This is a genomic window from Fictibacillus sp. b24, assembly GCF_030348825.1.
In the GTDB taxonomy this organism is placed as follows: domain Bacteria; phylum Bacillota; class Bacilli; order Bacillales; family Fictibacillaceae; genus Fictibacillus.
This window is the reverse complement of sequence record NZ_JAUCES010000005.1, coordinates 1,311,937-1,323,953: the sequence shown is the minus strand read 5'-3', so window position 1 is coordinate 1,323,953 and position 12,017 is coordinate 1,311,937. Positions and strand designations below refer to the sequence as shown.

Annotated in this window: 10 protein-coding genes, 2 tRNA genes and 1 other annotated feature; all 12 genes read right to left on the bottom strand. The window is 41.9% G+C overall.

Features of this window, described 5'->3' with window-relative positions; genetic code table 11:
- Window positions 1-5 precede the first annotated feature (5 nt).
- The 12 genes from leuD to QUF49_RS06640 all read right to left on the bottom strand — a co-directional run bounded on the left by leuD (window position 6) and on the right by QUF49_RS06640 (window position 11,951).
- On the bottom strand, window positions 6-599 hold the full coding sequence (gene leuD / locus QUF49_RS06695; protein WP_289494938.1) for a 3-isopropylmalate dehydratase small subunit: 594 nt from the start codon (window positions 597-599) through the stop codon (window positions 6-8).
- Window positions 586-2,022 (bottom strand): 3-isopropylmalate dehydratase large subunit, encoded by a 1,437-nt coding sequence (gene leuC / locus QUF49_RS06690; RefSeq protein ID WP_289494937.1) that lies wholly within the window; start codon window positions 2,020-2,022, stop codon window positions 586-588. The genes leuD and leuC overlap by 14 nt, the downstream gene beginning before the upstream one ends.
- Before the next feature lie 12 nt (window positions 2,023-2,034).
- On the bottom strand, window positions 2,035-3,129 hold the full coding sequence (gene leuB, locus QUF49_RS06685; protein ID WP_289494936.1) for a 3-isopropylmalate dehydrogenase: 1,095 nt from the start codon (window positions 3,127-3,129) through the stop codon (window positions 2,035-2,037).
- Between the two features lie 18 nt (window positions 3,130-3,147).
- On the bottom strand, window positions 3,148-4,689 hold the full coding sequence (locus QUF49_RS06680; protein ID WP_289494935.1) for a 2-isopropylmalate synthase: 1,542 nt from the start codon (window positions 4,687-4,689) through the stop codon (window positions 3,148-3,150).
- Window positions 4,676-5,701 carry a ketol-acid reductoisomerase gene (gene ilvC / locus QUF49_RS06675; protein WP_289494934.1) on the bottom strand — a complete coding sequence of 342 codons (1,026 nt, stop codon included), beginning with the start codon at window positions 5,699-5,701 and terminating at the stop codon, window positions 4,676-4,678. Before ilvC ends, QUF49_RS06680 begins: the two co-directional genes overlap by 14 nt.
- 15 nt (window positions 5,702-5,716) lie before the next feature.
- Window positions 5,717-6,235: an acetolactate synthase small subunit gene (gene ilvN, locus QUF49_RS06670; protein ID WP_066243502.1), complete on the bottom strand. Its 519-nt coding sequence runs from the start codon at window positions 6,233-6,235 to the stop codon at window positions 5,717-5,719.
- Complete coding sequence (gene ilvB / locus QUF49_RS06665; RefSeq protein WP_289494933.1) at window positions 6,232-7,950, bottom strand: biosynthetic-type acetolactate synthase large subunit; 1,719 nt, start codon at window positions 7,948-7,950, stop codon at window positions 6,232-6,234. Before ilvB ends, ilvN begins: the two co-directional genes overlap by 4 nt.
- 242 nt (window positions 7,951-8,192) lie before the next feature.
- Window positions 8,193-8,461 (bottom strand) — a binding site (T-box leader).
- Window positions 8,462-8,464: 3 nt separating this feature from the next.
- Window positions 8,465-10,132, bottom strand: a complete 1,668-nt coding sequence (gene ilvD, locus QUF49_RS06660) for a dihydroxy-acid dehydratase (protein ID WP_289494932.1) — start codon at window positions 10,130-10,132, stop codon at window positions 8,465-8,467.
- A gap of 24 nt (window positions 10,133-10,156) precedes the next feature.
- A complete protein-coding gene (gene ilvE / locus QUF49_RS06655; protein ID WP_289494931.1) occupies window positions 10,157-11,059 on the bottom strand; it encodes a branched-chain-amino-acid transaminase in 903 nt (300 codons plus the stop codon).
- A gap of 248 nt (window positions 11,060-11,307) precedes the next feature.
- Window positions 11,308-11,448 carry a hypothetical protein gene (locus QUF49_RS06650; protein ID WP_289494930.1) on the bottom strand — a complete coding sequence of 47 codons (141 nt, stop codon included), beginning with the start codon at window positions 11,446-11,448 and terminating at the stop codon, window positions 11,308-11,310.
- A 163-nt stretch (window positions 11,449-11,611) separates the two neighbouring features.
- Window positions 11,612-11,688 (bottom strand) — tRNA-Arg (locus QUF49_RS06645).
- Between the two features lie 189 nt (window positions 11,689-11,877).
- Window positions 11,878-11,951: transfer RNA gene (locus QUF49_RS06640), tRNA-Gly, on the bottom strand.
- Between the last annotated feature and the right edge of the window lie 66 nt (window positions 11,952-12,017).

The following is a 12,017-nucleotide window of genomic DNA, read 5'->3' as shown; positions in this document are numbered from 1 at the left end:
CATTGTCAGTTCACAATCCTCTCATCTTCATATTTTTTAATGTTTGCTTCCTGTTGAAGAGTGACAGAAATTTCATCCCATCCGTTCAGGAGCATCTTTTTCCAATACGGGTCAAACTCAAACCAGAAAACCTCTCCATTTGGATTCGCAACGTGCTGTTCTTCCAGATTCACTTTCAGGTTCTCAATAACTTGTTTTGAAGAATTCTTACGAAGCTGTTGGATCTCATTTTCGGATAACCTGATAGGCAATATTCCATTTTTTACACAGTTGTTAAAAAATATATCAGCGAAACTTTCTGCGATAATTACTTGAAAACCATAGTCCTTAAGTGCCCATGGTGCATGCTCTCTCGATGAACCGCATCCAAAGTTTTTACCTGTAACTAAAATGGAAGCTCCTTTTGTTTCTTCTTGATTTAATTCGAATGCTGAGTTTTCGCTCCCGTCAGAGAGATATCTCCAGTCATAAAACAAAAACTCACCGTACCCTGCTTTATCAATTTTTTTCAAAAATTGCTTTGGGATGATTTGATCGGTATCTACATGATTACGGTCAAGAACTGCGGCACTACCCGAATGTGTCTTAAACCCCGGCATAACGATTCACCTCCAGTTCCTTAACAGGCAGTACAGAACGAACATCTGTAAATTTTCCTTTCAAGGCAGCAGCAGCGGCCATAATTGGACTAACTAGGTGTGTTCTCGCCCCTTTTCCTTGTCTTCCGGCAAAATTCCGGTTCGAAGTAGATGCACATCTTTCTCCTTCTGGAACGATATCATCATTCATCCCAAGACACATTGAACAGCCTGATTCTCTCCATTGAAATCCTGCATCCAAAAAAATCTGATGCAAGCCGAGTTTCTCAGCTTCTTTTTTAACTGATTGTGAACCAGGTACTACGATTGCACGTACATCAGGATGAACTTTCAAACCCTCTACAACTTTTGAAGCTTCGATTAAATCACTGAGCCTAGAGTTCGTACATGACCCAATAAACACATGCTGAACAGGTATCTCTTCTATTTTTTCATTGCCTTTAAAGCCCATATAAGTGAGAGCATTTTGCAAAGATTGTTTTTCTTCACTTGAGAATGACGGATCATCTGCAGGAATCACTCCACTGACCGGCAGACACATTGAAGGCGTTGTACCCCATGTGACCATTGGTTCAATCTCTGAAGCATTGATTTCAATAACGTGATCAAACTTTGCTTCTGGATCACTTGCTAGCTTACTCCAGCTCTCACAACTTTGTTTAAAATCTTGATCTTTCGGGGAATAGCGCTTGCCCTCGATATATTCAAAAGTGGTCTCATCAGGAGAGATAACCGATGCTTTGGCACCTGCCTCGATCGACATATTACAAAGCGTCATTCTTTCTTCCATCGAGAATTCTCTGACTGTACTGCCAGAAAACTCAATGATATATCCTGTGCCAACATTTGTTCCAAATTTCGCAATGAACCATAAAATCACATCTTTAGCTGTGACGCCAAAACCTAAATCCCCTTCAATATTGACCTTCATCTGTTTCGGTTTGTTCTGCCATAGTGTTTGAGTAGCAAGAACATGCTCCACTTCACTCGTGCCGATTCCAAATGCGAGTGCTCCAAACGCACCGTGTGTGGAAGTGTGGCTGTCTCCACACACGATCGTTTTACCTGGCAGAGTCAATCCCAGTTCAGGTCCAATAACGTGAACGATTCCTTGCTGTTCAGAATTCAGTCCTTCGAGCTGGATACCAAATTCTTCACAGTTTTTTTCAAGTGTTTCTACCTGCAAGCGGGATGTCTCATCTTTTATATTGAAACGGTCTACTGTCGGGATGTTATGATCCATCGTGGCAAAACATAAATCCGGTCTTCTAACTGTTCTGTTTTTTTCTCTTAATCCAGCAAAAGCTTGAGGTGATGTCACTTCATGAATTAAATGGAGATCAATGTAAAGAAGGTCTGGTTTATTTTCTTCTTTTACAACAACATGGCTATCCCAAAGTTTATCAATTATTGTTTTACTCAAAGAAATTCCTCCTTACACATAAACCTCTAGAAGTGTTGCGCTTGTTGAATCCTCAAGCATTCTAAAATGAATTTGATTAACCATTTCTTTTGTCGAAACGAGAGTGCCCGTTCCATCATAAATATCCTTTGTGCGATAACCTGCTTGAAGTGTTTCAAACACAGCCAATTCTACAGCTGCCGCTTCTTTTTCTAATCCAAAGGAATGGCGAAGCATCATCCCAACACTTAGAATCATTCCAATAGGATTTGCTTTTCCCGTTCCTGCAATATCAGGTGCTGAACCATGGATGGGTTCATAAAGGCCTGGACCGCTCTCACTAAGAGAAGCAGAAGGCATCATGCCCAGGGATCCGGTAATTACAGAAGCTTCATCAGACAAAATATCTCCGAACATGTTTTCCGTAACGATTACATCGAAACTTGAAGGATCACTTATCATTCTCATAGCAGCATAGTCTACCAGCACGTGCTCTGTTTCTACAGTTGGGTATTTTTCCGCCGTTTCTTCAACGATCTCTCTCCACAACTTGCTTGTTTCAAGAACGTTTGCCTTATCGACAGAAGTTACTTTTTTTCTTCTTGCAACAGCCAGTTCATACGCTTTTTCTACGATCCTCGTAATCTCTTCTCGCGTATAAGATAACGTATCAACTGCTCCGTCACCGTTTCTTGTCTTCGGTTCCGAAAAATAGATTCCGCCCGTTAATTCCCTAACAAAAACAAAATCGGCTCCTTTAACCCTGCTTGATTTAAGAGGAGATAGATGTTCAAGGCCAGGAAAGACTTGAACAGGTCTTACGTTGGCAAAAACATTTAATGCTTTTCTTAATGCTAATAATCCCTGTTCTGGCCGGACGTTTCCTTTATCCCATTTCGGACCGCCGACTGCTCCAAGCAGTACAGCATCACTTCCTTTACAGAATTCTAATGTGTCATCCGGCAAGGGAGTGCCTTCCTGGTCAATAGCAGCACCTCCAAATACTTTTTCAGTCGTTTCGAATTGATGACCGAACCGTGTTGCTACACCATCCAGCACTTGCAGAGCACCCTTGACCACTTCTGGTCCGATGCCGTCACCAGGCAAAACTGCTATCTTCTTTTTCATCTAACATCCCTCCTAAATTTAAATACTGATCTGTTCGTAACTCTTCTTCTCAGAATGGAGCTGCAGTTTATTAAATGCATGAACATAGGCTTTAGCCGAAGCTTCCAAAACATCTTGAGCTGTACCGCTGCCATTGATTTCATGACCGTCACTAACAATCTGAACAAAAACTTGTGCAAGTGCATCTCTGCCAGCACCGACAGATTGAATTCTATAATCTGTTAGTTTGAGTGATGATGGCAGCATCTTGCTAAGCGTATTGTAGATTGCTTCAACACTTCCCGAGCCTGTTGCTGCGTCTTGAATTAATGTGCCATCTGGAGTCAGCAATCGTAATGTCGCTGTTGGAATTTGATTCGTTCCGTAGTTCACTTGAATATCTTTTAACTGATACAGCGGTACTTCCGGCTGGATTTTATGGTCGATCAACAAGGCAAAGATATCTTCTTCTGTCATTTCTTTTTTTCGATCAGCTAACTGTTTAAAATCCTCAAAAAGAACTTTTAGTTTGCTGTCATCAGGATGAAACCCTAGTTTGTGCAGGTAATCCTTAAAAGCATGTCTTCCGGAATGTTTACCTAGCACAAGTTGATTAGACGGAACTCCAACAAGTTCTGGTGTGATAATCTCATACGTTGATTTTTCCTTTAGTACACCATCTTGATGAATACCTGATTCATGAGCAAAAGCGTTCTTTCCAACTACTGCTTTATTTGGAGGAACCGCAATTCCAGTCAACCGGCTCACAAGCTGGCTCGTACGGCTAATCTCATTTAATTTCAGGTTCGTTTTTGCTTTATAAAAGTCTTCACGAATGGCTAATGCTACGGCAATCTCCTCAAGTGATGCATTTCCAGCTCTTTCACCGATTCCGTTGATCGTACATTCCACCTGATTAGCACCATTTTCAATAGCTGATAAAGAGTTAGCTACTGCCATTCCTAGATCGTCGTGACAATGTGCTGATAAAATAGCGTTTTCTATATTAGGTACATTATTTAAAAGAAAACGGAAAATCTTACCGTATTCTTCCGGATTCGTAAAACCAACTGTATCCGGTATGTTAATCACCGTTGCTCCTGCATCAATGACCTTCTCTACGATACGAGCTAAAAACACAAGATCCGATCGGCAGGCATCTTCAGCAGACCATTGGACTACCGGGAATTTTTGACGAGCGTATTTTACCGCTCCAACAGCAATCTCTACTACCTGGTCAGGTGTTTTCTTTAATTTATACGTCATATGGATGGGAGACGTTGCAAGAAAGACATGCAGCCTTGGTTCGGCAGAATTCTTTAGAGCTTCCCATGCGTAATCAATATCACTCGTGTTTGATCTCGCCAATCCTGTAACCGTTGAGTTTTTCACGGTAGAGGCAATTTTTTTTACAGCTTCTAAATCACCTTTAGAGGCAGCAGGAAAGCCTGCCTCCATTACATCAACACCAAGCCGTTCAAGCCTTTTCGCTATTTCAAGTTTTTCAGCTGTATTCAGGTTGACTCCAGCTGTCTGCTCACCATCCCTCAATGTTGTGTCAAAGATTTTAATTTTTCGCACTAGCTACGGCCTCCTTCTTTTGTTTGGCCTTCACGAATGGCATCATTTCTCGTAATTCCCTCCCTACCTTTTCAATAGGGTGGTTTTTCTCACGGTTGTTCACCACATGGAAGACAGGTCGGTTAGCTTGATTCTCTAAAATCCAGCCTTTAGCAAACTCACCGGATTGAACGTCTTTTAATACTTCTTTCATAGACTCTTTTACTCTTTCATCAATAACGCGCGGTCCTGATTGGAAGTCACCCCACTGCGCGGTATCTGAAATGGAGTATCTCATACCTTCTAATCCACCTTCGTACATCAGGTCAACAATCAGTTTCAGTTCATGTAAACATTCAAAGTAAGCAACTTCAGGCTGATAACCAGCTTCTGTTAGTGTTTCGAATCCTGCTTTTACTAGAGAAGATAACCCGCCGCAAAGAACAGCCTGTTCTCCAAAAAGGTCAGTTTCTGTTTCTTCTTGAAAGCTCGTTTCAAGAACACCCGCTCTAGCCGATCCAATTCCTTTTGCATAGCTAAGAGCTGTTTCCCGAGCTGTTCCTGTAGCATCTTGATATACTGCAAAAAGTGCCGGTACACCTTCTCCTGCTTCAAAAGTACGTCGGACCAAATGACCTGGTCCCTTTGGAGCGACTAAGAAAACATCTACATCTTGAGGAGGTACCACTTGGTGATAATGAACATTGAATCCGTGAGCAAATACGAGCGCATTGCCAGCTGATAGTTCTGGCAGGATCTCATTTTTGTACACTTCAGGCTGCCTTTCATCCGGAAGTAAAACCATAACAACGTCAGCAAGCCTTGCTGCTTCACGAACTGGATATACGTCAAAACCATCTTTAACTGCTTCATCAAAAGAGCGACCTTCACGTACACCGACAACCACATCATATCCGCTTTCTTTTAAGTTCAATGCGTGTGCATGCCCTTGTGATCCGTAGCCTACTACCGCTACCTTCTTATTCTTTAATACGTCGTTAGAAAGATCGTTTTCGTAATATACTTTAGCCATTTTAATGAGTCTCCTTTACATAATAGAATAGGGATGAAGTTCAAGTACTTTCTTTTGTGTTCCACGCGGTATAGCAGTGACACCTGTTCTTGAAATTTCTTTGATGCCATATGGACGGAGCAGTTCGATAAGTGCATCGATTTTTTCACTGTCTCCCGTAACTTCAAGCGTCACATTTTCAAGGGAAACGTCCAGCACTGTTGCTCTAAAAGGTTCAATCAGCATTTTGATCTCACTCCTTGTGTCCGGAGTAGTCAACACTTTAATGAGTGCTAATTCCCTTGAGACAAGCGCCATATTGGTTAAATCTCGTACTTTTAAAATATTGATTTGCTTATGGAGCTGTTTAACGAGCTGTTCAGCTTTTCGGTCATCTTCTACCCAAACGGTAAGAGTCACTTTTGAGACAGCTGGGTCTTCTGTATGCCCTACTGTAATGTTTTCAATGTTAAATTGGCGTTTTGTCAGCAACCCGGTTAAACGGTTCAACACACCGCTTTCGTTTAATACGGTTGCCGAAATGATGCGTCTCATCCTCTCACTCCAATCATTTCATGAAGTCCTTTTCCTGGTGCAATCATCGGATACACATTCTCGTCTGCTGAAACGACACAATCGAGAACAAAAGGTTTCTTTGACGCAAGAGCAGCAGTTAGAGCTTCTCTTACTTCATCTTCATTTACAGCAAGTTTCCCATCAATACCGTAAGCAGAAGCTAGCTTTACAAAGTCGGGCTGAATATCAAGAAGAGAATGAGAGAATCGTTTTTCGTAAAATATTTCCTGCCACTGTCTAACCATCCCGAGCGATTTGTTATTGACGATCACAACGATTACAGGCAGCCCCCAATCTTGAAGTACACCAAGTTCTTGAAGTGTCATCTGAAAGCCGCCGTCACCAACAACTGCGATAACAGGAAGTTCAGGTCTTCCTACTTTTGCCCCGATTGCTGCTGGAAAGCCGAAGCCCATGGTCCCTAAACCACCTGATGTGATCCATCTGTTAGGGTCTGAAAACCTATAATATTGTGCCGCCCACATTTGGTGCTGCCCTACATCTGTAGCAACGATTGCTCCTCCTTGTGTAACTTCGTGAAGAATTTGCATTAATTTCTGTGGTTTCAGTTCAGAATCATTTGTTTTATAGGTTAGCGGGTACTCACTCTTAAATTGCGAAAGCTGTATTACCCAATCGTTATAGTCTCCTTGTTCAGCTGCAATCTGATTTAGTGCTGACAGTGTTTCTTTTGCACAACCTACAATCGGAATCTCAGTCGGAACATTCTTTCCGATTTCAGCTGGATCAATATCGATATGTGCAATCAATGCTTTTTTGGCAAAATGATCAAGATTTCCTGTTAACCTATCATCAAATCTAGCACCTACACCTATTAAAAGATCACAATCGTAAAGTGCCATATTTGCGGCATATGTGCCATGCATACCAGCCATCCCTAAACACAGTGGATGTTCTGCAGCAAAGCCTCCCAACCCTAAAAGTGTTTGAGCAACTGGAATCTGATGATATTCAGCGAATGCTACTAACTCTTTTTCTGCTTTTGCTGCCAAAACCCCAGCTCCTGTTAAAAGAACAGGTTTTTCGGCTTGCAGCAGCGCTTCATTTAACCTCTTAACTTGAAGGATATTAGGCTTTAAGGTCGGCTGGAATCCTGGGAGATGTATCCCAGGATCTTCTTTTACTTCAGCTGTTTTTACCGCAACATCTTTCGGTATGTCGATTAATACAGGACCTTTCCTTCCTGTATTTGCAATGTGAAATGCTTCCTTCATGATCCTTGGTAAGTCTTCCGCTCGTTGAACTTGATAATTGTGCTTTGTGATCGGCATCGTAATCCCGACAATATCGGCTTCTTGAAAAGCGTCAGTACCAATTACGTTCGTTGCTACCTGACCTGTAAAGATAACAAGAGGAATCGAATCAATCATGGCGTCAGCGATACCTGTGACTAAGTTGGTAGCACCTGGCCCTGAAGTAGCAAGGACAACTCCTGGTTTTCCTGTTACTCGCGCGTATCCTTGAGCTGCATGAATGGCTCCTTGTTCATGTCTTGTTAGTACGTGCTTCATTTCAGCTTTGTATAGTGCATCGTAGATCGGTAATACTGCACCGCCCGGATATCCAAACAAGACCTCTACGTCTTCATTCTGCAATCCTTGTATAAATAGTTCAGCACCAGAGACTAAGGAAGTATCAACTGAATTTTTTTCAGCCACCCAACTGGCCTTCATTTTCATTCCTCCTTTTACTTCGAACCTTTATTTAATAAATTTGGCTACTTTCGTATTCATTGCAGCTTTTGAAAGTAGTTGATTTCCGTTCCAGATGCTCGCTTTCCGCGGGAGTCTCGCACCTTGTACTCCAATCAACTTGTCGAAGAAGCGAATGAACAAAAAAGATTAAAAAGCAACAATCCTTTAGAAAACAGCCAATAAAAAAACTTCTCCACCCAAATGGACAGGTTAATCCTATCCAAAGGGGTGAAAAAGTTTATTTTTTCCACGGTACCACCCTTTTTTCACGGTACTTGTTCTTATTGCATACAAGGACCGCCTTAAGACGGACGAGCCGTCATTTGATAACAAGCGATAAAAAATGGAGTATCGCTTGGCCCTTCCTACTAAAATTCTTTCAAAAGGGCACTCAGGAGGGATGTCCTGGTATTAGGAATAACCGGTTCACAGCAACCACCGGCTCTCTGTGTATTCCACATCTACCATTGTTCTCCGTCATCGTTTTATAGTATTAAATTTTTAAGATTCCTCCAGTGTTAGCAGATGTTACGAGTGCGGCATACCGAGCTAAATAGCCTTTCTTGATCTTCGGCTCAGGTTTTACCCAGTTTCCTTTTCGTTCGATCCAATCTTCTTCCGTTAACAAAACTTGAATCGTTCTATTTACTAGATTGATTAGAATCGGATCTCCATTATTTACAAAAGCGATTGGTCCGCCTTGAGCAGCTTCAGGTGATATATGGCCGATTGAGATACCTCTTGAAGCTCCAGAAAATCTGCCGTCTGTTATTAACGCCACCTTAGTGCTTAACCCTCTACCCGCTATCGCTGATGTAGGAGTAAGCATCTCTGGCATTCCCGGGCCACCCTTTGGTCCTTCATATCGAATGACCACGACATGGCCTTCCCTAACTTCTCCATTATTGATACCTTGGATCGCCTCTTCCTGTGATTCATAGACGATCGCCTCACCTTGAAATGTTTTTATGGAAGGATCAACTGCTCCCACCTTGATGACACAGCCATCTGGCGCAACGTTTCCGTAAAGGATAGATAAGCCGCCAACTGGTGAATAAGCGTTTTCTTTTCTTCGGATAACATCGTCATCTAAAATTTCAGCGTGACGCACTCGTTCCTCCAGCGTTTTTCCGGTAATCGTTAATCGATCGTTATGAATAGCACCTTCCATTTTACAAAGTTCATTGATGATAGCGCTGACACCACCAGCTCTATGAACATCCTGCATGGAATAATCTGAAGCTGGACTAATCTTTGAGAGATAGGGAATTCTTTCTGCAATTTCATTGATTCGCGACAAGTCATAATCAATCTCAGCTTCATTTGCTATCGCAAGCATATGGAGAACAGTGTTAGTTGAGCCACCCATCGCCATATCTAATGCAAAAGCGTCATCAATAGCTTCTTTTGTGATAATATCTCTAGGTTTAATGTCGTTTTTCACAAGATCCATAAGTGATACTGCAGCTTCTTTATACAATGCTTTTCTATCATCTGATGTAGCTACGAGCGTACCATTGCCTGGTAATGTAATTCCTAGCATCTCCATAATGGAATTCATGCTGTTAGCGGTAAACATACCAGAGCATGATCCGCAAGTCGGACAGGCACTCGTCTCAAGTTCCAATAGTTCTTCGCGAGTCATCTTTCCAGCAAGGTGAGATCCAACCCCTTCGAAGACCGAGGCAAGAGAAAGCGATTTTCCTGCCATTGATTTACCAGCTTCCATCGGACCGCCTGAAACAAATACGGCTGGTACATTCGTTCGAACAGCCGCCATCAGCATACCAGGTGTGATTTTATCGCAGTTTGGTATATAAAACACACCGTCAAACCAGTGGGCATTAATCACGGTTTCTGCAGCGTCTGCAATGACTTCTCTGCTCGGAAGCGAATACCTCATTCCAATATGCCCCATCGCAATACCGTCATCTACGCCAATCGTATTAAATTCAAAAGGTATTCCGCCTGCTTCTCTAATGGCTTCTTTTACCCACTCACCAACTTTGTTGAGATGCATATGCCCCGGAATAATATCAACATAGGAATTACAAACACCGATAAATGGTTTATCCATATCCTCTGGTGCAACTCCCGCTGCGTGGAGAAGACTTCTGTGCGGGGCTCTATCGATTCCTTGTTTGATCATATTACTGCGCATATCTGTAACACTCCTATACTTCTTTTATCCCGCTTGAACGGATTGATTTGAATAAACTTTCACACCTTCTTCAACTACTTTTTTTCTAAAGGATTCTAAAAGTTTGTTTGTATGCTCACCTGGAGCACCGTTTCCGATAACTCTGCCATCCACTTTTACAACTGCTATAACTTCAGCAGCCGTACCGGTTAAGAATACTTCATCCGCTACATAAACATCGTGCCTCGTAAACGGTTCTTCCACCATGTTGTAGCCCTGGTCGCGTGCAATCTCGACAATCGCGTTTCGCGTGATTCCTTCTAGAGCTCCTAAGTAACCTGGAGGCGTCTTAATGGTATTGCCTTTTATAATAAATACATTGTCAGCTGAACCTTCCGCCACATAGCCTTGATCGTTTAGCATAAGCGCTTCACTTACACCTGCAAGACTCGCTTCGATCTTGACTAAAATATTGTTTAAGTAATTTAATGATTTTACTTTAGGACTTAATACATCCGGACGATTTCTTCTGCTTGCCACCGTGATGATTTCTAAGCCAGTCTCATATAGTTTCTTAGGGAAAAGAGCAAGCTGCTCTGCAATTACGATGACACCCGGCTGGCCGCAAGAGAAAGGATCCAGTCCTAAATTTCCTTTTCCTCGTGAGATAACTAATCGAATATAAGCATCACGATATTCATTTTTCTGGAGCGTTTCGACAATGATGTCTGTTAACTCTTCTTTAGTGTGTGGAATTTTAAGCATAATGGATTGAGCCGATTCGTATAAACGTTGAAGATGTTCGTCCAAACGGTATACATTGCCGTTGTAAACACGAATACCTTCAAACACCCCATCTCCATATAAAAATCCATGATCATAAACTGAGACTTTGGCGTCTTCCTTTAATACGTACTCACCATTAACGTAAACCCATTGCTCCTGCATCGTGATCCTCCTTTTCTTTACATTTCAAATTATTAGAATTTTTTAAAAATAACTTAATAATTGTTGACAATATTACGCCCATATTCCGTAAGGGTCAACCATGAATTTATAGTTTTTTTATTATATTCTGACTTTTCAGTTATTTTGTATACGCTTACATTCCCATGGACATAAGGATATTGAGTCATATAAAAACGTATTGTAAACATTTATAAAGCGCTTACAATTAGTGCGATAAAAAAAGAGCCTTACACAATCATTGGTGGTTTTGAAAGTAGTTGATCTTCGTTCCAGGTGCTTCGCTTTCCGCGGGGCAGCCGGTGAGCCACATTTGGACATTTCATTCTCAAGTGTCTCACCTGCCCGCCTGTCCCGCAGGAGTCTCGCACCCTGCACTACAATCAACTTATCAATGAAGTGATTCAAATAAATGCCTCAACAGCATCCCTCTTTTAGAAAAGAGCAAAAAAAAATTAACAAACAAAAAAACACACCTTATGTCCTTTAATGGAGGACATAAGGTGTGTCGATAATTGTTGTATGTAAGTATTATGGCGTCCCAGGAGAGATTCGAACTCCCGACCGTACGCTTAGAAGGCGTATGCTCTATCCGGCTGAGCTACTGGGACATATGTATTGGAGCCCATTCCGCATAGCAATGCGCTTTCCGCAATTACCATGCGCTGCGGGCACACAGTGATTTGTTCCACCTGTCGACCGTGGATACAAATATGTTTTTATGACATGCATTTTAAATGTAAGATCTGTAAACTTTAGATGTAACTTTTCATGTGCCATTTGAACGTGAGAAAAACAAATGGAGCGGGTGATGAGAATCGAACTCACGACCAGAGCTTGGAAGGCTCTTGTTTTACCACTAAACTACACCCGCAGACAATTTAGATCTTGTCGCGACGACATAACTAAATATACATGATATCTAAAAAAGAGTCAACCA

Excerpts from the sequence above, each read along its gene's own strand:
- ilvC (WP_289494934.1), bottom strand. The coding sequence starts at position 5,701 with ATGGCTAAAGTATATTACGAAAACGATCTTTCTAACGACGTATTAAAG.
- ilvN (WP_066243502.1), bottom strand. The coding sequence starts at position 6,235 with ATGAGACGCATCATTTCGGCAACCGTATTAAACGAAAGCGGTGTGTTG.
- ilvE (WP_289494931.1), bottom strand. The coding sequence starts at position 11,059 with ATGCAGGAGCAATGGGTTTACGTTAATGGTGAGTACGTATTAAAGGAA.
- ilvD (WP_289494932.1), bottom strand. The coding sequence starts at position 10,132 with ATGCGCAGTAATATGATCAAACAAGGAATCGATAGAGCCCCGCACAGA.
- leuB (WP_289494936.1), bottom strand. The coding sequence starts at position 3,129 with ATGAAAAAGAAGATAGCAGTTTTGCCTGGTGACGGCATCGGACCAGAA.
- leuD (WP_289494938.1), bottom strand. The coding sequence starts at position 599 with ATGCCGGGGTTTAAGACACATTCGGGTAGTGCCGCAGTTCTTGACCGT.
- ilvB (WP_289494933.1), bottom strand. The coding sequence starts at position 7,950 with ATGAAGGCCAGTTGGGTGGCTGAAAAAAATTCAGTTGATACTTCCTTA.